Origin of the sequence: Nocardia sp. NPDC057440 (assembly GCF_042802915.1) — a bacterium.
Classification (GTDB): domain Bacteria; phylum Actinomycetota; class Actinomycetes; order Mycobacteriales; family Mycobacteriaceae; genus Nocardia.
In genome coordinates, this window is sequence record NZ_JBHVDF010000015.1 from 213162 (window position 1) to 237654 (window position 24493).

The following is a 24493-nucleotide window of genomic DNA, read 5'->3' on the forward strand; positions in this document are numbered from 1 at the left end:
AAATACAAGGGGAAATTTCGGACAGGTGGCACGGCGTGGTTCCGTCGCGCCGCGGTGCCGGCGAGTCTGAGCGAGGGGTTACAGAATGAATCCGAAGTCAGCAGGAACTGCCGACGGCGATCTGGGTCTGATTCCGCTGTCCAGGGCGCAATACGGTATGTGGTTCGCAGACAGCATGCCCGGCGGTCCGCCTGTCAACATCGCACAGTACGTCGAGATCGAAGGCCCGATAGACGCGGATGTGTTCGCTCAGGCGGTGACCAGCGCCTCGCTGGAAACCGAGTCTCTGGTGGTACGGGTGATCGAGTTCGACGGTCGCCCATATCAATTCGTCGACCGCAGCATCACCTTCGACGAGCCCGTGCTGGATGTCAGTGATGAGGACGATCCGTTCGCGGCGGCGATGGAATGGATGCGCCGCGACTACCACACCAAGGCTGTCGACATGAGCCGTGACCGGCTCACCGCGACGCGGCTCATCCGACTCGGCGAAGACCGGTATCTCTGGTACGGGCGCGCTCATCATCTCGTGATCGACGGTTACGGCGCGTTCAATGCTGTCACCCGAATCGCCGAGCACTACAACGCCATCCTCGAAAACAGGCTGCCCACACGGGTGGTGGCGGCCAAGTTGCGCGACATCGTCGAGGCGGAGCGCACTTATCGCGCCAGCTCGCGGTTCGAGAACGACAAGGCATACTGGCTCGACAAGGTTGCCGACCTTCCGACGCCGGCGAGTCTGTCCGGTCGCACCGCACGGTGGAGCGCAGACGACCGCGTAGCCGGCCTGAAGCTTCCGTTGCGGTTGTCCGACATGCTCGATCGCTTCGCCGATAACCTGGAAGCCTCGCCCGCGCAGGTGGTGATCGCCGCATTCGGCGCGTTCCTCAGCCGGATGACACGTACCGACGATGTGGTGTTGTCGATGCCGGTGAGCGGGCGTGTCACGATGCGGCTGCGCAATGCCGCCGCGATGTTGGCGAACATGGTGCCGATTCGATTCACCGTGGACGCGACGACCACCGTGGAAGAGTTGGTCGGTGCGTCGGTGTCCGAACTCGTCTCGGCGATGCGGCACCAGCTCTACCGATTCGAGGATCTGCGTCGCGACTCGAACGCGCTGGACTCGGCCGCGAACTCGTTCGGTCCGATCGTCAACATCCTGTTCTTCGACTCCGAGATTCGCCTCGGGTCAGCCGTCGGCCGATACCGCGCACTGACCTCGGGGGTGCTCGACGACCTGCAGCTCAACATGTACCGTTCCGGGGCCGATGCGCCGTTGCTCATCGAACTGCACGGCAACGCGAACCTGTATGGCCAGGATGAACTCGAATCGCACGCGCACCGGTTCATCGAGTTCCTGGATCGGCTGATCGATTCGCCTCCCGGCACCCCCATTGTCGATATCCCGCTCGTCGACCCCGCCGAGGAGCTGCGAATCGTCGGTGAACTCGCGGGCGGCGACGGCGAATCGCCCTCCGCGACACTGGTTGATCTGCTGGCGCGACAGGCTGCCGCGACGCCGTCTGCGGTGGCCGTCACGTCGAGCGAGGCCGCCCTCACTTACGGCGAGCTCGACGAGCTGTCCAACCGGTTCGCTCGCAGGCTTATCGCCCTCGGTGCGGGGCCGGAATCACTGGTGGCCATCGCGATGCCACGGGATGCCGATCTGATCGTCGTTCTGCTGGCCGTGCTGAAGTCGGGCGCCGGGTATCTGCCGTTGGACGTGGCCCACCCGACCGAGCGGCTCGAATACGTACTGAGCGACGCCGATCCGATCGTTGTCGTGACGAACCGGAGTATGCGCGAGCACGTTCCGGGTGATCCCGGCCGCGTCGTGCTGTTCGACGACGTTCCCGGTGCTGCCCGCGATGATGCCTCGGCTCCGATCACCGATGCCGATCGGAGGGGCCCGCTGTGTTCCGACCACGTCGCCTATGTCATCTACACGTCCGGATCGACCGGTCGACCGAAGGGCGTGTCGATAAGCCATCGCGCCGTCGCCACCTACTTGGTGAACGCGTGTGCCGAGATCGGAGTCCGGTCCGAGGATGTCTGGACGTTCTTCCACTCGATCGCGTTCGACTACTCGGTATGGGAAATATTCGGCGCGCTGGTCACCGGCGGCCGTGTCGTCGTCGTGGACAGCCTCACCACGCGTTCGCCGGACGATGTCGTGCGACTTGCGGTACGCGAGAAGGTGACCGTTCTCAACCAGACGCCGTCGGCATTCTTCCAGTTCGCGGCCGCGCAACAGCGATACGCGACCGCAGCTGCGCCGCACGGTGAGCTTTCCCTTCGACTGGTCATTCTCTCGGGTGAGGCTCTGCATCCGGCGGGGTTGGCGGACTGGTATGAACACAACCCGAACTTGCCAGTGCTGGCCAATAGCTACGGGATCACCGAAACCACGGTCTTCGTCACCTACCTCGGCCTGACACCAGACATCGCCGTGCCGGGCGCGCCGAGCGCAATCGGACCGGCGTTGCCGGGTTTGCGGACGTTTGTCCTGGACGAGCGGTTGTGTCCGGTTCCGCTGGGGGCGTGGGGCGAGATCTACGTCGCGGGAGCCCAACTCGCGCGCGGCTATTTGAACCGACCTGCGTTGACCGCGGGACGCTTCGTTGCCGATCCGTTCGGGAAGTCGGGCGAGCGCCTGTATCGCAGCGGCGACGTCGCACGATGGAATCACAAGGGCGAGTTGGAATACCGCGGCCGAGCCGACCAGCAGGTGCAGTTGCGCGGGTTCCGGATCGAGCTGGACGAGATCCGCAACGCGCTGTTGAGCCATAGCGCTGTCTCGGCGGCCGTCGTCGTTGTGCATTTTCCTGGCACGCAGGCGGCCCGGCTCGTCGGATACGTCGTGCCCGCCGGCGACGCCATCTGTGAGGCCGATTCCCTTCGCGCGCACGTTGGTGCGCGGCTGCCGGAATACATGGTCCCGGTGGGGATCGTCGTGTTGGCGGCGTTGCCGCTGACGGTCAACGGCAAGGTGGACCACCGTGCGCTGCCCGAGCCGGTATTCGATTCGGCCGCAGCGTACGTCGCGCCCCGCACGGTTGTCGAGGAGTTGATCGCGGACGTCTTCGCCGAGGTTCTCGACACGGAGCGGGTAGGCGTGCTGGACAGCTTCTTCGAACTCGGCGGCAATTCGCTCACCGCGATCAGCGCCGCCGTGCGCATCGCTGAGATAACCCGATGCGACGTGTCGGTCCGCGACCTGTTCGGTAAACCGACCATCGCTGAACTCGCCGCGCATATTGAAGACGGGCACCGCGCCAATCGGCCGGCGCTGAGCACGGCGCGGCGGACCGAGCCGATCCCATTGTCGCCCGCGCAGAACAGGATGTGGCTGGTCAATCAGGCCGACCCGGCGTCCGCGGCGTACAATATTCCGCTCGTGGTGCAGCTGACCGGACGTCTCAACACCACGGCACTGCGTGCGTCCCTGACGGACGTGATCGATCGGCACGAGTCGCTGCGTACCTTCTACCCTGCTGTGGACGGTGCAGGGACACAGGTCATTCTGTCGGCCGAGCAGGTCGTCGCGGAGCTCGATCTGACCCCGAAGCCGACCGACCCCGACGAGATCGCCAACCGGATTCGTGAGCTCGCGTCGATCGGGACCGACGTGCGCGAATGTCCGCCGATCCGGGGCGCGCTGCTCGAGACCGGCGACCGCCGATGCCACGTACTGGTCCTTGTCCTGCACCACATCTGCTGCGACGGCTCATCTCTCCGACCGCTCGCGGCCGATGTGGCAGCCGCCTACGGTGCGAGGTCGGAAGGAAAAACTCCGGACTGGCAGCCTTTGACGGTGCAGTACGCCGACTACAGCATCTGGCATCATGGACTGCTCGGCGACGAGAACGATCCGAACTCGCTGGCCGCACACCAGTTGCGTTATTGGACAGAGCAATTGGCGGGGATGCCGCCGGTGCTGGAGCTTCCTGCCGATCGTTCACGTCCTGGCCGCCAGTCCATGCGCGGCGACGTCGCGAGCACGGTGATCCCGGCCGAGACCTTCGCCGAAATCCAGCGGTTGGCGCGCGCCGCGAACGTGACGACATTCATGGTCGTCCATGCCGCGCTAGCCGTGCTGCTCGCCCGGCTGTCGGGCTCCTCCGACATCACCGTCGGGACGCCGGTCGCGGGTCGGGGTGAGCGCGCGCTCGAACCGCTCATCGGGATGTTCGTCAACACTGTGCCGCTGCGCACCGAGGTGCGTGATGACGAATCGTTCACCGCATTCCTGGCGCGAGTCAAAGACATCGATGTCGATGCCTTCGCCTGCAGCGACGTGCCGTACGAACGCGTCGTCGAGGAACTCGATCCCGCACGGTCGATGGCGTATGCACCGCTGTGCCAGGTCTATCTCGCCTTCGAGAACATGGACCGTGCGAGTTTGGAACTGCCCGACCTCACTGTCGAGGTCCTGGATTCGGGGCCGGAACCGGCGAAGGTGGACATCATCGTCACCGTCGCCGAAAGCTCGGCCGCGGGCGGCGATGTCGCACTGCGGATCAATTACGCGACTGACCTGTTCAACCGGGGGACGATCGAGGAGCTTGCCGCGCGATTGAATCGGATCCTCGATGCGTTCGTGTCGGACCCGCAGATGCGCGTGGGTGGTGTGGAGTTGTTGTCGGGGGTCGAGCTGATGGAGTTGGTGCCGGCTTCGGGTGGTAGTGCCGAGGTGCCGCGAGTGCTGGCGGAGTTGTTGTCTGCCGGCGTGATGGGGGATCCGGCTGCGGTCGCGGTGGTGTCGGGTGAGTTGGTGGTGTCCTACGCGCAATTGGATGAGTGGTCGAATCGTGTTGCGCGTGAGTTGATCGGATGGGGTGTGGGTCCGGGTGATCAGGTCGCGTTGGTGATGGCGCGGTCGGTTGAATTCGCGGTGGGGGTGTGGGCGGTGGCGAAGGCGGGCGCCGCGTTTGTGCCGGTCGATCCGCGGAATCCGATCGAGCGGGTCGCGCATATGGTCGCGGATTCCGATGTGCGGGTCGCGATCACGGTCGGGGCGTCGCGGGGGTTGCTTCCTGGTGAGGTGTGCTTGTTGGTTCTCGATGATCCGGACACCGAGGTGTCGATCATGTCGCGATCGGCTGCGGTTGTGACGGATGCGGATCGGGTGCGTACTTGTCGTGTCGCAGATACGGCGTATGTTGTCTACACCTCGGGGTCGACGGGGACGCCGAAGGGTGTGGCGGTCACGCATGAAGGGTTGGCGAACTTCGCGGCTGAGCAGTGTGAACGTTACCGGGTTGATTCGCGGTCACGGGTGTTGCAGGTAGCCGCTCCGGGTTTCGACGCGGTGGTGCTGGAGCTGTTGCTCGCGCATGCCAATGGCGCGGTACTGGTGGTATCGCCACCGGAGGTGTTCGCCGGTGTGGAGTTGGCGAAACTGATTCGGACGCATGAGGTGTCGCACGCGTTCCTGACACCCAGTGTGTTGGCGACGATGTCGCCTGCCGAATTGGATTCGTTGCAGGTGCTGATAGCCGGTGGCGAAGCGGTGTCACCGGAAACCGTGGCGGTGTGGGCGCCGGGCCGAAAGTTGTTCAACGGGTACGGACCGACCGAGACCACGATCATGGTCGCGATCAGCGACCCGCTGCAGACCGGTGCCCCGGTCACAATCGGTGGCCCGATCCGTGGCGTCGAGGCCCTCGTGCTGGATGCCTGGCTGCGCCCGCTGCCGGTCGGCGGGAAAGGAGAGTTGTACGTCGCGGGTGTGCAACTGGCCCGCGGATACCTCAACCAACCCGCCACCACAGCCACCACATTCGTGGCAAATCCGTACGGTCCGGCAGGCTCACGCATGTACCGTGTCGGCGACCTGGCCCGCTGGACGCCCGATCGCACACTCGAATACCTCGGACGCACCGACTTCCAAGTCAAAATCCGCGGTCAACGCGTCGAACTCGGCGAAATCGAAGCCGTCCTCGCCGGACACCCCGATGTGGCGGCCGCGGTGATAGTGGGTGTAGCGACGGACGGCGGATCGAGACTGGCCGCCTACGTGACGCCGACGAACGGCGCCATCGACAACGCGGAGCTGTTGGAATACGCCGCTGAGCGCCTGCCGTCGCACATGGTCCCGGACGCGGTGATGGTGCTCGACACGCTGCCGCTGTCGTCGGTGGGCAAGGTCGATCGTGCAGCGTTGCCGAAACCGGTGTTCGCTATCAACACCACCGAGTTCGTCGCGCCGCGCGACGCGGCCGAGCAGGTCGTCGCAGACGTCTACGCGGGCGTTCTGGGCATCGATCGAGTCGGCGTCCTCGACAGCTTCTTCGATCTCGGCGGCAATTCGCTGTCGGCTACCCGGGCGGCAGCGCGACTGAGCGCCGCATTCGGCGTCGACGTTCCGCTGCGCGCAATATTCGAGGCGCCGACCGTCGCGGCGTTGGCGAAGAGTCTTCGGACCGCCAACGCGGTAGAACGAGAACCGCTTGTGCCGCAAGAGCGCCCGGACCGGATCCCGCTGTCGCCCGCACAAGCCCGCATGTGGTTCCTCAATCAGTTCGACACACGCTCGCCGGTGTACAACGTTCCGCTGATCGTACGTATGTCGGGACATCTCGACGTGGCCACCATGCACGCGGCGATCACAGATGTGCTCGACCGACATGAATCACTCCGGACCGTATACCCGGACAGCGATAGCGGACCGCACCAAATGATCGTCTCGGTGGAAGCGGCCTTGCCCAGGCTGGCCCCGGTCGCCGTCGCGGGGAGCGACGTCGAGGCTCGTATCGCCGCCGAAGCGGCGGTCGGATTCGACGTCACATCCGAGGTTCCGTTCCGGGTCACCTTGCTGCGCAGCGCACCTGAGGACCACACCCTGGTTCTCGTCGTCCATCACATCAGCATCGACGGGTCGTCGCTCGCACCGTTCGCCGCAGACCTGATGACCGCCTACCAGGCCCGCACTCGGCAGCAGCCGCCGCAATGGGCGCCGTTGCCGGTGCAATACGCGGATTACGCAGTGTGGCAACGAAAGTTGCTCGGCACCGAGAACGACCCGCACAGCCCGACTGTCGCCCAGACCGGGTATTGGCTGGCGGCTCTCGCCGACCTGCCCGAGGTGCTCGACCTGCCCACCGACCGGCCGCGGCCGGTGCAGCAGTCTTTCCGCGGCGCGACAGTGTCGGCGACACTGCCTACCGATCTCCATCGTGACGTGGCCGCGCTGGCCCGCCGCCACAATACGACGGTCTTCATGGTGACGCACGCGGCATTCGCGGTGCTGCTCGCACGGCTGTCGGGAACCGGTGACATCGCGGTCGGCACGCCGATCGCCGGTCGCGGCGAGCCCGGGCTCGACGGCCTGATCGGAATGTTCGTCAACACACTGGTCCTGAGGTCGCAGATCGAGCCCGACGCCTCCTTCATCCGCGTTCTGGACCAGGTCCGGGCCACCGATCTGGCAGCCTTCGAGAACGCCGACATTCCGTTCGAGCGCCTCGTCGAGGTGCTGAATCCGCCGCGCACGACCGCACACGCACCGTTGACGCAGGTGGGTTTCTCGTTCCAGAACATCGAGATCCCCACGGTGAAGTTCGAGGGCCTGACGGTTTCGGCCCAGCTGGTCGATCCCAGCGTAGCCAAATACGATCTGCATCTGAATCTCGTCGACGCTCTGGAGCCGGGCGGCGAACCGGGCGATATGGCTGTCGAATTCGGTTACGCGACAGACCTTTTCGATGAGGCGACGATCACCTCGATGTTCGACCGCTACCTGTTGCTGCTGCGCGCGGCCGTTGCCGATCCCACTTGCGCCGTCGGTGACATCGACCTGTTGACCGAGCACGAGGCGCACGAACTAACCGGGCGTTCGACGGGGCCGGCGGTGCAGGCATCGAGCTCGACGATCGCGGACTTGTTCGCGGTGCAGGCAGCGGCGACGCCCGAGAACACCGCGGTGCTCGACGCCCAGAACGGCGGTCGGCTCACTTACCGCGAGTTCGCGGCGCGGGTGAATTCGCTGGCCCGAGTGCTGATCGGGCGTGGGGTCGGCCCGGAAAACGTGGTGGCGGTAGCGATGCGGCGCTCCGTCGATCTGCTGACGACCCTGTATGCGATCCATGCGGCAGGCGCGGCCTACCTGCCTCTGGATCCGGATCATCCGGTCGACCGCGTGCGTGCCGTCCTCACTGCTGCCCGGCCGAGTGCGGTCCTCACCCGTCTTGTCGACAAGGTGGGTCTGCCCGATAGCGTGCCGGTGTGGTCGCTCGAGGAGCTCGACGCCGGGCACACAGATCCGTCGCCGGTGACGGATGCCGATCGGAGCCGGCCGTTGAATCCGGACGATCTGGCGTATGTCATCTATACCTCCGGCTCGACGGGCGTGCCGAAGGGCGTGGCGATTCCGCACGCCGCGGTGGTGAATCAACTCCGGTGGATGCGGGATCACTACCAGCTCGGCGGCGACGACGTCATGCTGCTGCGGACGCCGGTCACCTTCGACCTGTCGGTCTGGGAGCTGTTCTCCGCGTTGATCTGTGGCGCATCCTTGGTTGTCGCGGGTCCCGACGCACACAGTGACCCCGAGGCCGTGGCCCGGCTGATGGCAGAGCATCGGGTGACCACCGTGGATTTCGTACCGTCCTTGCTTTCGGTATTTATCGAGGTGGCCGCCCCTCGCGAGCTCCTGGACCTCCGTCGTGTGCTGTGTATCGGAGAGGCGCTCCCGGCTGAAACTGTCCGCAGGTTCCGGGATCTCAGTGATGCGCGCATCGACAACCTGTACGGGCCGACCGAGGCCGCGGTCAGCGTGACCGCCCACCAGATCGACGCGGTCGACGGCGTCGCGGTGCAGATCGGCGTCCCTGAAGCGAATGTGGTTGTCCACGTGTTGGATTCGCGGCTGCATCCCGTTCCCGTCGGGGTGACCGGTGAGTTGTACCTGGGCGGTGTCCAGCTGGCCCGCGGGTACCACGAATGTCCTGGTCCGACGGCGGCGACATTCATCGCCGACCCCTTCGATGGTGCGGGCGGTTCTCGCCTGTATCGCACCGGCGACCTGGTGCGCTGGGACAAGGGCGGAGGCATCCGATATGTCGGCCGTGCCGACTCCCAGGTGAAGGTTCGCGGCCTGCGAATCGAACTCGGCGACATCGAAGCCGCGTTGCTCGCCAACGAGCAGGTGAGCGCGGCCGTCGCGCAAGTACACACCGACCGCGGTGAGCAACGCTTGATCGCCTATGTGGTGGCCGGAGAAGCGCTCGATGCCAAGGAGATTCGGGGCTTTCTGCTGCAACGACTGCCCGCCTATATGGTGCCGTCACCGGTGGTCCGGATCGACTCGATCCCGCTCACGGCGAACGGCAAGGTCGACTACCGAGCTTTGCCCGTGCCGGATCCGAGCGCCTACGAGTCCGAGTACCGGGCGCCGCGGGGGCTCGTCGAGCAGACCATCGCCGGGGTTTTCGGCGAGCTCTTCGGCCTGCCCGAGATCGGCGCGGACGACAACTTCTTCGACTTGGGTGGGAATTCGCTCATCGCGACTCGAGCACTGAGCCGCATCGGCGACGTCGTCGATGTGTCCATACCCGTACGAGTGATATTCGAGGCGCCCACGGTTGCTGACCTGGCCGAGCGTATCTCGCAGTTGCGTGCAGTGCCGAGTCTTCCCGCGCCGACTCGGAAGCCGCGGCCGGATCGCCTTCCGCTGTCGCAGGCACAGGCCCGGATGTGGTTCCTCAACCAGTTCGATACCGATTCGGCCGGATACGTTGTGCCGCTGGCGATTCGGCTTGAGGGTGTCCTCGATATCGATGCGCTGGCAGCGGCCGTCGGTGATGTCATCGAGCGGCACGAGAGCTTGCGCACCGTGTATCCGGCAGTCGACGGTACGCCCACTCAGCTCGTGCTTGACGCGGCCGATGTCGTCGCGAGGTGCGATCTCACGCCGCAGCCGATCGGTGAGCGCGAGCTGTCACACCAGTTGGCCGAATTCTCGGGCATCGGATTCGATGTGTCGAAGGGTGTGCCGCTGCGCATAGCGCTGTACCAGCTGTCGGACACGATCTGGACCGTGGCGTTGGCCGTGCACCACATCAGTTGCGACGGCTATTCGGTGGCGCCGCTGGCCACCGATATCGTCACGGCCTATCGTGCGCGGTCCAGCGCGAACCCGCCGGACTGGGCGCCGCTGACAGTGCAGTTCGCCGATTACGCCCTCTGGCAGCGCGAGGTGCTCGGCTCGGCGGACGACCCGGGTTCACACGTGGCCCGCGACATCGTCTACTGGCGAACCCAACTTGCGGGCATACCCCACCTGATCGAGCTGCCGACCGACCGGCCGCGGCCACTGGTGCAGACACAACGCGGCGCGGTCATCTACGTGACGATCCCGGGTGAGCTGCAGGGCCGCGTGGAGGCGCTGGCGCGGCGGGCCGGGGCGACGACGTTCATGGTTGTGCACACGGCCTTGGCGGTATTGCTGTCGAGGTTGTCCGGCAGCGACGACATCACCATCGGCGTGCCACATGCCGGCCGCGGCCACCGAACACTCGACAACCTCGTCGGGATGTTCGTCAACACCTTGGTGATGCGCACCCGGATTACACCCGATCAGACATTCTTCAGCCTGCTGGATCAGGTGCGGCGCACCGACCTCGAGGCATTCGACCACAGCACCGTCCCGTTCGAGCAGCTGGTGGAGACACTCGAGCCCGCGCGGTCCACAGCGCACACACCGCTGTTCCAGGTCATGCTCGCCTACCAGAACATGGTGCAAGCACGCGTCGAACTTCCGGGTCTCGCCGTCGAGAACATCGACCCGGGCGACAGTGCCGCGATCTACGACATGCTGCTGATGATGACGGAGGGGCACGGCACACACAACGAGCCGACCGGCATGACGCTGCGCCTGACGTATGCCACGGACCTGTTCGACGAGGACTCCGTACGGCGTTTCGCCGAACAATTCATGCGCGTCCTCGACGCCGCCGCGTCCGACGCCGGCTCGACCGTCGACAGGATCGAGCTGCTCGACGCCACAGAGCGGCACCTGCTGCTGGAGCGATGGAACGACACCGGCGGCGCCGTCGCGACGGGCCGGACCCTTGTCGACGCCTTCGACGAACAGGTCGCACGCACCCCGGACGCTCCGGCGATCCGCCTTCCAGAGGGTGACGTCTGGACCTACCGGAATTTCGACGCCCGCGCCAATCGTCTGGCCCGGTGGCTGATCGCCCGCGGTGCCGGGCCGGAAACCGTTGTGGCGGTGGCTATCCGCCGGTCGGCCGAGCTTGTTACAGCGCTGTACGCGGTGGCCAAGGCGGGCGCGGCGTTCCTTCCGATCGATCCGGATCATCCCAGCGCGCGGATCGCCAGCGTGCTGAATGCGGCGCAGCCGCTGGTGGTGCTCACGACATCCGCGGACGGCGACCAACTGCCGGATGGATTCGAATCCGCGCGCATTGATCGCGTGGATCTGGCCGGTGTGTCCGACGCCCCGATCACGGACACGGAGCGGCGCGCGCCGCTCCGGCCGGACAACGTGGCATACGTCCTGTTCACCTCCGGCTCCACCGGCGTCCCCAAGGGGGTCGCCCTGACCCATGCCGCGACCATGAGCCAGTTGGCGTGGGCACAGCAGCAGTGGCCACACGACGCGTCCGACACCGTGCTGTACAAGACACCGATCACGTTCGACATCGCGGTGTGGGAGTTGTTCTGGCCGCTGCAGACCGGTGCGCACATCGTCGTGGCTGAACCCGACGGGCACCGCGACCCGGTGTACATGGCAGGCGTCATCGCGAGTCATCAGGTCACCACGGTCCACTTCGTCCCGTCGATGCTCGATGTTCTCCTCGAATCCACGGGCGCTGCACCGCTGCCGTCGATCCGGCGGGTATTCGTCGCGGGTGAGGCGCTGGCGCAGGGCACTGTCGACGCTGCGGCGCGCGTGTTCGTGAATGCGGATCTGGTGAACTGGTACGGCCCGGCGGAGGCGGAGGTCGTCACGGCTGCCCTGTGCCTGCCAGGCGTGACAACCCATGCGACGGTCCCTATCGGTGCGCCGGTGTCCGGCATGGAGGTCTACGTTCTGGACTCGCGGTTGCGGCCGGTGCCGATCGGTGTCGTCGGTGAACTGTACGTGTCGGGCGTCCAGCTGGCGCGCGGATATCACGCGCGTGCCGACCTCAGTTGCGGCGGCTTCGTCGCGCACCCGTTCGGCGCGGCGGGGCAGCGACTGTATCGCACCGGCGACCTGGTCCGGTGGACGAAAACCGGGGAGCTGGAGTTTTTGGGCCGCAGTGACTTCCAGGTGAAGGTGCGCGGTCAGCGGGTGGAACCGGGTGACATCCAAGCGGCGCTGCTTGCGATTCCGCAAGTCGCGCGGGCTGTGGCAGTCGTGACGGCGGAACGAGTCGTCGGATATGTGACGCTTGTACCGGGTGCGGTGATCGATGGCCGCGCGATTCGCGATCAGCTCACTCGCTCGCTGCCGTCGTACCTGGTTCCGGCCGGTGTCCAGGTGCTCGATTCGATGCCGCTCACCGCGAACGGCAAGCTCGACCGAGCCGCGTTGCCGCAGTCGGTGTTCGACGACGGCGAGGAATTCGTCTCGCCTCGAACCGATCGCGAGGTGGCGCTTGCGAGAATTGTCGCCGAACTCACGAGCGCCGACCGGGTGAGCGTGACGGCGAACGTCTTCGAGATCGGTGTCAACTCGCTCTCGGCTGCCCAGATCGCGGCGCGGGCCGAGGCAGCTCTCGGTGTCGAGGTCGGCATCCGTGACATTTTCGACGAACCGACGATTGCCGGATTGGCCGAACGGATCGCGATGCGTACCCGTTCTAGGGTGATTCCGCTCGCGCCGCGACCACGCCCCGCGACCGTGCCGTTGGCGGCGGCTCAACGACGCATATGGTTCCTCAACCAGTTCGACACGGCCTCGGCGGCATACAACATCTGTTTCGCGGCCCGGTTGACCGGACCATTGAATGTCGACGCGTTGCGAGCGGCGTTCCTCGACGTGTCGACCCGGCATGAGCCGTTGCGGACGGTGTATCCCGCCCTCGATGGTGAACCGTGTCAGGTCGTGCAGGATGTCGCGGCGATAGCCGCAGACATAGTGTTGGATCCGGAGCCGGTTGTCGACGAGGCAGAGCTGGCCGACCGGATCCAGCGGGCCGTCGGGACGGGCTTCGATATCGCGGAATCCGCGCCCGTCCGGGCGCGGCTCTATCACATCGGCGCCGACGATCATGTGATGGTGCTTGTGATCCATCACATCGCGGCCGACGGCTCGTCGATGGCGCCGCTCGCGCGCGATGTGTTCGCCGCCTACCAGGCACGGGTGGATGGTCGAGCGCCGCAGTGGGAATCGCTGGAAGTCCAGTACGCCGACTACGCGATGTGGCAGCAGGAGATGCTCGGCTCCGAGGACGATCCGGCGTCGGTGATCGCGCGGCAGATCGCATACTGGAGCGAGGTCCTCGGCGATGCCCCGGAACTGCTCGGCCTGCCGACCGATCGGCCTCGGCCCGCCACGATGTCGATGGACGGTCGCAACGTTCGGTTCGGCATGTCGACGCGGCTGCACGACGATATCGTGCGGCTGGCACACCGTGAGGGCGTCACCGTGTTCGTCGTGCTGCACGCGGCGTTGGCGATCCTGTTGGCTCGCACCGCGCACAGCGGGGACGTCTCGGTCGGCACTCCCGTCGGCGGTCGCGGCAGGCGGGCCCTGGACGATCTGGTCGGCATGTTCGTCAACACCGTGGTGTTGCGCACACGGGTTCGCGACGACCGGTCGTTCCGGGACCTGTTGGCGGAGGTACGCGGCGTCGACCTGGAGGCGCTCGCACACGCGGATCTGCCCTATGAACGGCTGGTCGACGTCCTCGATCGTCCTCGCTCGACAGCGTATTCGCCGCTGTATCAGGTGATGTTCGGGTTGCAGAACACGCGCGCGGCTCGATTCGAGCTGCCCGATATCGATGTCGAACTCCTCGACCCGGGCATTGCGCAGGCCAAGACCGACCTCACCGTGCTGCTGACCGAACGCCTCGAGGGCGATCGGCCTGCCGGTATCGACGGCGAGATCATCTACGCCACAGACCTGTTCGTCGAATCGACTGCCGAATCGCTTGCCGAGAGGTTTATTCGTGTCCTCGAAGCAGTCACCTTCGATCCGACCCGGCCGGTAGGCGACATCGGGCTGCTGAGTGCTGAGGAGGCAGAACGTCTGCTCCCGGCACGTGGCGGCGACACCACACCCCCGTGCCTGCTTCCCGTTCTGCTGGCGTCGGCCGTGGCAGCAGACCCATCTGCGATTGCCCTGATCGGGGACAGCGAGACCCTCACCTACGGGGAGCTCGACCGTCGGGCCAACCAGCTCGCCGGTCACCTGCTCGTCCAGGGTGTCGGACCGGGAGTGTTCATCGCCCTCGCCGTGCCGCGGTCGGTCGACTATCACATCGCCATGTGGGCGATCGCGAAGACCGGCGCCACATTCGTGCCGGTGGATTTGCGGTATCCCATGGACCGGATCGCGCACATGGTCAACGATTCCGGTGTCGAAGTCGGGATCACGCTCACGGCCGCACGCACGTCGTTGCCGGGTGGTGTCCGATGGCTGGTGCTCGACGACCCGCGTTCGGCCGCCGAGATCGCCTCACAACCTGGCCGCGCGATCACGGACGCGGATCGCCCACGCGTATTGCGGATTCAGGATGCGGCGTATGTGGTCTATACGTCCGGGTCGACAGGAACGCCCAAGGGCGTTGTCGTCACGCACGAGGGGTTGGCGGATTTCGCGGCCGAGCAGCGTGATCGTTATCGGGTGGACAGCACGTCGCGAGTGCTGCAAGTGGCGGCGCCCGCCTTCGATGCGGTCCTGCTCGAGGCATTGATGGCGCACGCGGCCTGCGCGTCGTTGGTCGTGTCGCCACCGGAGGTGTTCGGTGGCCCGGATCTGGCCGAGTTGATCAAGGCGCATCAGGTGTCCCATGCGTTCCTGACACCGAGTGTGTTGGCGACGATGTCGCCTGCCGGTCTCGATTCGGTGCGGATGCTGGCGGTCGGCGGTGAGATGCTGGCTACGGATGTGATTGCTGCCTGGGCGCCGGGCCGGCGGTTGCACAATATCTACGGTCCGACGGAGACGACGATCGTGATCACGATGAGTGACCCGGTGCAGCCGACCGACGTGATCACGATCGGCGGTCCGATCCGCGGTGCGTCGGCCGTGGTCCTGGACGCGCGGTTGCGGCCGGTGCCGGTCGGCGTAGCGGGGGAGCTGTACCTTTCGGGTGCTCAGCTGTCGCGCGGGTACCTGAATCGGCCTGCTGCGACGGCGGGCGCGTTCGTGGCGAATCCATACGGTGAACCGGGTTCGCGGATGTATCGCACCGGTGACATCGTCCGCTGGACCGCGCAGGGCGCGCTGGAATACATCGGCCGCATCGACTTCCAGGTCAAGATTCGTGGCCAGCGCATCGAACTCGGCGAGATCGACGCCGCGCTGCTCGCGCATCCCAGGGTGGCCTCCGCTGTGACCGTGAGTCGCAGCGGACCCGGCGGGCAACCTACGCTCGCCGCGTACATCGTGCTGGAGCTCGGAACGGTCGTCGAACCGAGCACCGTGCTCGATCATGTCGGCGCCGTATTGCCCGCGCACATGGTGCCGTCGACGCTAACGGTGCTCGACCGCATGCCGCTCGCCTCGACCGGCAAGGTGGATCGGAAAGCGCTGCCGGAACCCGTCTTCGAAACCGCCGGAGATGATGCCGTCGCGGCGTCGACCGACCTGGAACGCACCATCGCCGCGGTCTTCGCGGACGTACTCGGGATAACGTCGGTCGGCGCGACGACTTCGTTCTTCGCGCTCGGCGGTGATTCCATCATGTCGATCCAGTTGGCGTCCCGACTGAAATCCGCGGGTGTCGTCGTGACAGCTCGGGATATATTCGAGCGCAGGACCGTTCGCGGGTTGGCGCTGGTGGCCGCGGATTCCGAACGGATGTCGCTCGAGGAGCTGCCCGGGGGCGGTGTGGGCGAAATCCCGTTGACGCCGATCGTGTCCTGGTTCGCCGACCGACTCGGGGTCGCTGATCGGTTCGCCCAGTCGATGCTGGTGCGGTTGCCGCGTGACGCGCGAGTCGACGACGTGACCTCGACCGTGCAAGCGGTGCTCGAGCGGCACGACATGTTGCGCTCGAGGCTGCGCGAACGACGGCTGGACGTGCTGCCCACAAGCGCCGCCGATGCCGCGGGTTCGGTTCTGACCCGCACATTCCGTGCGGATGAGGCTCCGGGCAGCGACGGTTTCACCGCCCTGGTGGAAGCGGCATTGGCCGAGGCATCCGACGGTCTCGATCCGGCCGAGGGCCGGATGCTGCAGGTTGTGTGCCTGCTTCCCGAACCGGGCGTCGATGCCGACGCCCGTGCCCTCATCGTGATCCATCACCTGGCTGTCGACGGGGTGTCGTGGCGGATCCTGGTTCCCGACTTCGTGGCTGCCTGGCAACAGATCACGCAGGGGCAACCGGTGGAGTTGCCCGCGCAGGGCACGTCCATGCGTCGGTGGGCGCACGCGTTGGCCACCGCTGCCGCGGGTCGCGCTGGTGAGTTCGAGCTGTGGCACCGGATGAGTGCGGCTGCCGATCCGCTGCTCGGCCGTGCGGCATTGGATCCCGCCGTCGACATCCAGTCGACTGTGCGGCATCTGGCGGTGTCCATCCCGACGGAGGTCACCTCAGCGTTGCTCGACGCGGTGCCCGAAGCCGTTCGCGGCGGCGTCGACGATGCGCTGCTGGCCGGTCTGGCCGTGGCGGTGACACGCTGGCGCAGGCGGCGCGGCCTCGCTCACCAGGGCATGAAAGTCCTGCTGGAGGGCCATGGGCGTGAGGAGCAGATTGCCGAGGGAGCAGACGTCTCACGCACCGTGGGTTGGTTCACCAATGCGTATCCGGTTGCGCTCGACCTGAACGGGATCGATGACGCGGACCCGCGCGCGGCGGTGAAGTCTGTGAAAGATCAGCTGCGCGACATCCCGGACAAGGGAATCGGTTACGGCCTGCTGCGCTATCTGAACACCGACACGGCGGACCGGCTCGCAGCGTCGCCCGAGCCGCAGATCAGTTTCAATAACCTCGGCCGCGTCGGCGTCGATCTCACGACCCTGTCGGATGTCGCGTGGATTCCGACCGAGGAAGAGTTCGATAGACGGGCCGCATTCGATCCGGACATGCCTGCGGCAGCGGTCGTCACGATCGATGTGAATATCGTGGACGCCGAGGCCGGACCTCAGCTGTCGGCGCACGTCGGCTACGCCTCGCGCTTGCTCGACCACGATGACGTGGCCGAACTCGTCGACGAATGGATCGACGCCGTGACCGGGATCGCCACGGCGGCCCGTGCGAACAATGACTGGGGACTCTCCCGAGCAGACGTTCCCCTCGTCGACGTCACGCAGCCTGACCTGGACGCGTTCGCCGACCGGTACGGACCGCTGACCGACGTATGGTCACTGGCACCGCTGCAGGCGGGGCTGCTGTTCCACGCCGAACTCGCCGCGGGCGAACTCGACGTCTACACAGCGCAATCGGTAGTCGCCCTTGCCGGCGTCGTCGACGAGAACCGGCTCGAGCGTTCTGCGAACGCCTTGCTCGAGCGGTATCCCAACCTGCGGGCCGCCTTCACTCGAACGGCCGACGGCGTTGCTGCACAGGTTGTTCCCGCCGACACCGCCGTGTGCTGGCGCAGAATCGATCTGACCGACAGCACAATCGAACTGGATGAGCTGATCGCAGCCGAGCGGGCGGTCACCTTCGATCCCGCCGATCCACCGCTGCTGCGGTTCCTGATCGTTGCCATAGCGCCGCAAGACTTCCGGCTGGTGCTGACGGCGCACCACCTCCTGCTGGACGGCTGGTCGCTGCCGCTGCTGTGGCGTGAGCTGGTCGGCTTGTACGCGGTGGACACACAGCCGGAGTTGCTGCCTTCGGGTGCGTCGTACCGCGATTACCTGGCATGGCTGGACCGGCGCGACCGCTCCGTCAGTGTCGAGATGTGGCGGAATGCGCTGCTCGCTATCAGCGAACCCACGCTGGTCGCCGATCCGCACACGGCGGAGACCGCGGACATCCCGATCGATCTGGCGATCGTTCTCGATCGTGCCGCGACGGCTGAGTTGGCGGAGTTCGCGCGAGCACGAGCGGTGACGATGGCGACGATCGTGCAGTTTGCCTGGGCGGTGGTGCTGGGCAACCTGCTCGGCGTCGAACGCGTGGCCTTCGGCAGCACGGTCTCCGGACGTCCCGCCGACCTGCCGGGCGTCGAGTCGATGATCGGTCTGTTCATCAATACGATCCCGGTCGCCGCCGACGTGCGCCGGGACATGACCATCGAGGACGCGCTGAATCGGTTGCAGGCCGCCAACACTCGCATGCTCGACCACCACTACCTCGAACTGTCGCAGATCATGGCGGCCGCGGGCAGCACCCAACTGTTCGACACCCTGGTCGTCTTCGAGTCTTATCCGGTCGACAGCAGCGGCTTGGGTGATGCCGACATCGATGGTATGCGGGTGGTCTCGGCGGAAGGAAGTGACGCCGCGCACTACCCGATCACCGTGCAGGCGCACCACACCGACGAGTTGCACATCAGAATCCGTTACCAGCAGGCCCGCGTCGACGAGGTAACGGCGGCCGCTCTCGCCGCCCGTGTCGAAACAGTGCTGCGCACGGTCACGAGCAATCCGCGCACGCCTCTTGGCGCAATCGATCTGCTGTCCACGTGCGAGCGGCGCGAGCTGGTGCCCGCTTCAGGTGGCAGCGCGGAGGCGCCGCGCCTGCTGGCAGAGTTGCTATCGGCCAGTGCAGCCGCGAATCCCGCTGCGGCGGCATTGATTTCGGACGAGCACACGGTTTCGTACGGCGAGCTGGACGCCTGGTCGAGCCAGGTGGCGCGATACTTGATCGGGTGGGGCGTTGGCCCAGGTGATCAGGTCGCGCTGGTCATGCCGCGGTCGGTGGAGTTCATAGTCGCGCTGTGGGCGGTGACCAAAGCGGGTGCGGGGTTCGTGCCGGTCGATACTCGGAATCCGGCCGAGCGGGTCGCGCTCATGATGGCCGACTCCACTGTGCAGGTGGCGGTGACGGTCTCGGCATCGCGGGACCTGCTTCCCCGTGCGGTGCGCCTGCTGGTTCTCGATGATCCGGACACCGCTGAGTCGATCGCCTCGCGATCGGCAGCCGCCGTGACCGACGCGGAATGCGTGCGAACCCCGCACGTCCGGGATGCGGCATACGTGATCTACACCTCGGGGTCGACGGGGACACCGAAGGGGGTCGCGGTCACCCACGAGGGGCTGGCGAATTTCGCAGCAGTGCAGCGTGACCGTTTCGGTGCGGACAGTGGGTCACGAGTGCTGCATGCTGCCGCTCCCGGCTTCGACGTGTTAGTGCTCGAGGTGCTGCTGGCACACACCAACGGTGGTGTGCTGGTGGTGGCGCCGCCGGATCTGTTCGCGGGCGAAGCGCTGGGGGAACTGATTCGGGCGCAGCGGGTTTCGCACGCGTTCCTGACACCGAGCGTGCTGGCGACGATGTCGCCCGCCGGACTGGAATCATTGCGGGTGCTGGCGGCCGGTGGTGAGGCGGTGTCGCCGGAAACGGTCGCGATGTGGGCGCCGGGCCGGCTTCTGTTGAACGGATACGGTCCGACCGAAACCACGATCCTGGCCGGCATCAGCGAGTTGTACCCCGGTGACGTGGTGACGATCGGCCATCCGATCCGTGGTGTCGAGGCCGTTGTGCTGGATGAGTGGTTGCGGCCGGTGCCGGTCGGGGTAGCGGGGGAGTTGTACCTCGCGGGCGTGCAACTGGCACGCGGATACGTGAACCGGCCTGTGACAACAGCGGTGGCGTTCGTGCCGAACCCGTTCGGTGCGGCAGGCTCGCGCATGTACCGCACCGGCGACCTGGCCCGTTGGACACCGGAACACACCCTGGAATACCTCGGCCGCCGCGATTTCCAGGTCAAGATTCGCGGTCAACGCATCGAACTCGGTGAGATCGAATCCGTCCTGGCCGGGCATCCCGGGATCGAACATGCGGTTGTGGAGCTGCGGAAGGACGAACGTGGCATCGACCGACTCGTCGGCTACTTCGTCAGCGTCGAGGATGTAGATCCGAACGATGTTCGGGCCGCCGCACGGTTGCGACTGCCTGCGCACATGGTGCCCGACGTGTTCATGACGCTCGCCGAATTGCCCCTCACCACCACCGGCAAACTCGACCGCAGGGCGCTTCCCGTGCCGGAGTTCTCGGACGGTCGGTGGATCGCCCCGCGCACCGACGCCGAGCGGCACATCGCGGAGGTGTTCGGGAACGTCTTGGGCATCGAAAGAATTGGGGCAACGGACAGCTTCTTCGACCTCGGTGGCAATTCGCTGTCGGCAACGCGGGTGACGGCCCAGCTGAGCACGGCACTGGGAGTGCGCATCGGCGTCCGGGACCTGTTCGAAGCATCGACAGTCGCCGAGCTCGCCGCGCGTCTGGCTACTTTCGACCGGAACATCCGGGTGCGGCTGGCACCGCGAACTCGTCCTGCTCTTGTGCCGCTTTCGCCGGCGCAGCAGCGAATGTGGTTCCTCAATCAGTTCGATACCTCGGTCGGCGCGTACAACATCCCGCTGGTGATTCGGCTGAAGGGCGAGCTCGACATCGACGCGCTGCGGCACGCGTGCGAACTGGTCATCGACCGGCACGAGTCGCTTCGCACCAAGTTCCCGATGATCGACGGAACGCCTCATCAGGTCGTTGTCGCCGTCGAGGAGGTCGCGCCCGTACTGACTCCGGTCAGGGTCGACGAAGCGCATGTGATGGAGCGGGCGGCCGCCGCGGTCTCGGCGAGCTTCGATGTGACACAGGCGCCTCCGGTGCGCGCCGAGTTGTTCGCCCTCGATGCCCAGGATCACGTTTTGGTGATCACCGTGCATCACATCTGCGCCGACGGACAGTCGATGATGCCGCTCGCGCGGGACGTGGCAGCGGCATACCAGGCGAGTAGGCAAGGGACAGAGCCGATGTGGCCGGTCCTTCCGGTCCAGTACGCGGACTACTCGTTATGGCGGCGTGAGGTGCTCGGCGATGAGCACGATCCCGACTCGGTAATGTCCGGACAGTTGCGATTCTGGAAGGACACACTCGGCGGGCTGGCCGAGCTGCTCGAGTTGCCGACCGACCTGCCCCGACCGCCGGTTGCGTCGATGCGTGGCCGCGCAGTCGATTTCGAGATTTCCGCCCAGTTACGGGCGCGGATCGAGGTCGTTGCGCGTGAGGCGAACGCTACGGTCTTCATGGTCCTCCACGCCGCGTTGACCGTCCTGCTGTCAAGGCTGGCAGGCGTCGACGACGTCGCGATAGGCACACCGGTGGCCGGCCGTGGGGAGCGCGAACTCGACGATCTGATCGGCATGTTCGTCAATACGCTCGTGTTGCGGTCGCGGGTGTTGTCGCATCAGCCGTTCGCCGAATTGCTGGCCGCGACGCGCGAGACGGACCTGGCCGCGTTCGCACATGCGGATGTGCCCTTCGAACAGATCGTGGAGGCGCTGAATCCGCCCCGGTCCACCGCGCATCTTCCGGTGTACCAGGTGACGCTGGACGTCCAGAATCTGAGCAAAGCCGCGTTGCAGTTGCCTGGGCTCACCGTCGAGCCGCTCGAGAACGGCTTCGATCAGGCGCAGGCGGACCTGAGCGTCAAGCTTGTCGAGCGGTTCAGTGACCAGGGGCATCCGGCTGGCATGGTGGGCCGACTGACCTTCGCCACCGACCTGTTCGTCGAGGAGACGATGACTCGGTTCGCGCAAGCGTACGTGCGGATTCTGGAGGAGGTGACCGCGAATCCGGAATCCGTTGTCGGAGATATCGACATCGTGGATCCGGTGCAGCGGCGCGCATTGCTGGACGCGGCCGGGGACGACGGCGTCGCGGTCGCGGACGTGACGCTCGCGGAGCTGTTCACCGCCAGGGCCGTCGCACAGCCTGATGCGGTTGCGGTGACCGATGGTGCGTCGCAGCTGACCTACGCGGAACTGGATCGGCGTTCCGCCTTGGTGGCTGCTCGACTGAGCGAGCACGGTGTGGGACCGGAATCGCTGGTGGCAGTGGCGTTGTCGCGGTCGATCGAACTGATCGTCGGTCTGCTCGGAGTTATCCGAGCGGGCGCGGGGTATCTGCCGCTGGATGTGGCGTATCCGCCGGAGCGATTGCGGTTCATCCTCGAGGACGCAGGTCCGGCAGCCGTGTTGACGTCGCCCGACCTGGTGGCGGCGGTACCGGAGTACGCGGCGCCGGTGGTGCTCGTCGAGGATTGCGTGGACGCTGTCGCGGGCAGTTCCGGCCCGGTGGTGTCGGGGGTGCGGCCGGACAATGTTGCCTACGTGATCTACACCTCAGGCTCGACGGGCCGCCCCAAGGGGGTGACGGTCAGCCATCGGGAAGTGGTCACATTGTTCACCAACGCGGCCGAACGATTCGACGTCGGCCCCGACGACGTGTGGACGATGTTCCATTCGTACGCCTTCGATTTCACGGTGTGGGAAATCTGGGGCGCACTGCTGTCCGGTGGCAGGCTGGTCGTTGTCGGCCACGACACCTCCAGGTCGCCGGAGGCGTTCGTGGACGTCGTGGCGCGGGAGCGCGTGACGATGTTGAGCCAGACCCCGTCGGCGTTCTACGGGTTCGTCGATGCGGAGCGCGAGTATCGGGAATCTGGTTGTCCTGCTGGTGATCTCGCCTTGCGATATGTCGTTTTCGGTGGTGAGGCATTGGATCCGTCGCGGTTGACCGGCTGGTTTACCGCGCACGAGCCGGGATCGCCGCGATTGGTGAACATGTACGGGATCACCGAGACGACTGTGCATGTGACGTTCTCCGAGATCGATCATGCGGGCGTGGCCCAGATCGGATCGCCGCTACCGGGGTTGCAGGTGTATGTGCTCGATGACCGGCTGCACCCGGCGCTGATCGGTGTCGCCGGGGAGATCTATGTGGCCGGTGGGCAACTCTCGCGTGGCTACCTGGGAGCTCCGGCGTTGACGGCGGGCCGATTCGTGGCGAACCCGTTCGATCCGGCCGGCGCCCGGTTGTATCGGTCAGGAGATGTCGGCCGGTGGCGGAAATCCGCGCGCGGGCTGGAGTTGGTGTACGTCGGCCGGGCCGACGCGCAGGTGCAGTTGCGCGGTTTCCGGATCGAGATGGGTGAAGTCGAGTCGGCGCTGCTCCGGCATCCGCGCGTGACACGGGCCGCGGTGGCAGTGCATCGCCACGATCGTGGCGTGGATCAGCTGATCGGTTATGTCGTGGGCGTCGATGGGCAGCAGATCGATCCGGGCGAGGTCCGGGAGACCGCTGCTCAGGTGTTGACGAGCTACATGGTGCCGTCGGCGATCATGGTATTGCCCGATTTGCCGTTGACGGTCAACGGCAAGCTCGATCGAAAGGCACTGCCTGCTCCCGATTTCGACGTATCAGCACACGAGTTCGTCGCGCCGCGGACCCGTACGGAAAAGGTGATCAGCGATGTTTACGCGCAGGTCCTGGGAGTCCAGCGCGTCGGGGCATCAGACGGGTTCTTCGATTTGGGCGGCAATTCGCTGCTGGCCACGATGGTGGTGACCGAGCTGCGTGCTCGGGGTGTGATCATCGCATTGCCGTGGATGTTCGACGATGCGACGCCGAAGGCGCTGGCTGGTAGGGCCGACGACACGGATGGCGTCTCCGGGCTGCAAGTGTTGCTTCCGTTGCGTGCGAGCGGCCCCAAGCCTGCGGTGTTCGGTGTGCACCCCGCAGGCGGGTTGGCGTGGTTTTATGGCGGCGTGGTCGAATATCTGCACAAGGATCGGCCGATCTATGGCTTGCAGGATCCCCACGTCGTGGCGGGCGAACCACGTGCGGATTCTGTGGACGAACTGGCCGAACGCTATGTGGCCGAGGTTCGCCGAGTACAGCCGACCGGGCCGTATCACCTGCTCGGATGGTCGTTGGGCGGTGCAATCGCGCATGCCATGGCGATACTGCTCCAGCGCGATGGTGAGCAGGTCGGCATGCTGGCCATGATGGACAGCGCCGGTGGCTCATCGGAGTCGCTGGTCGCCTCGACGATCACCACTGCGGACGATGCTGCGCCGGGACAACTGATGGCCGACCTGCTCGGCGGCTGGCGGGAGCTGTTCGACCTCGGCGACGAGGTGGAAGTAGACACCCACGAGCAAGCGTGGACCGTCATTCGTGACCAGCTGACCGGAACCGGAATGTTCACCGCCGAACAGACCGATCGGGTGATGGCGAGCTTCGAGACCGCGAGCGGCATCGCCCACGCTTACCGGCCGGGAGTTTTCGACGGAGACCTGGTTTTCTTCACCGCAGGAAAAGACCGCGTCGACCACGACGCTGTCGCACAGACGTGGCGACCATATGTCACAGGCGACATTCACAACACGGTCATCGACGCACGTCAC

1 pseudogene is annotated in these 24493 nt (G+C 65.9%); it reads left to right on the top strand.

Annotated features, from left to right (window positions below):
• Nucleotides 1–85: 85 nt before the first annotated feature.
• A pseudogene (locus tag ACFU4Z_RS28020) lies at nt 86–24493 on the top strand (non-ribosomal peptide synthase/polyketide synthase); the annotation flags it as partial.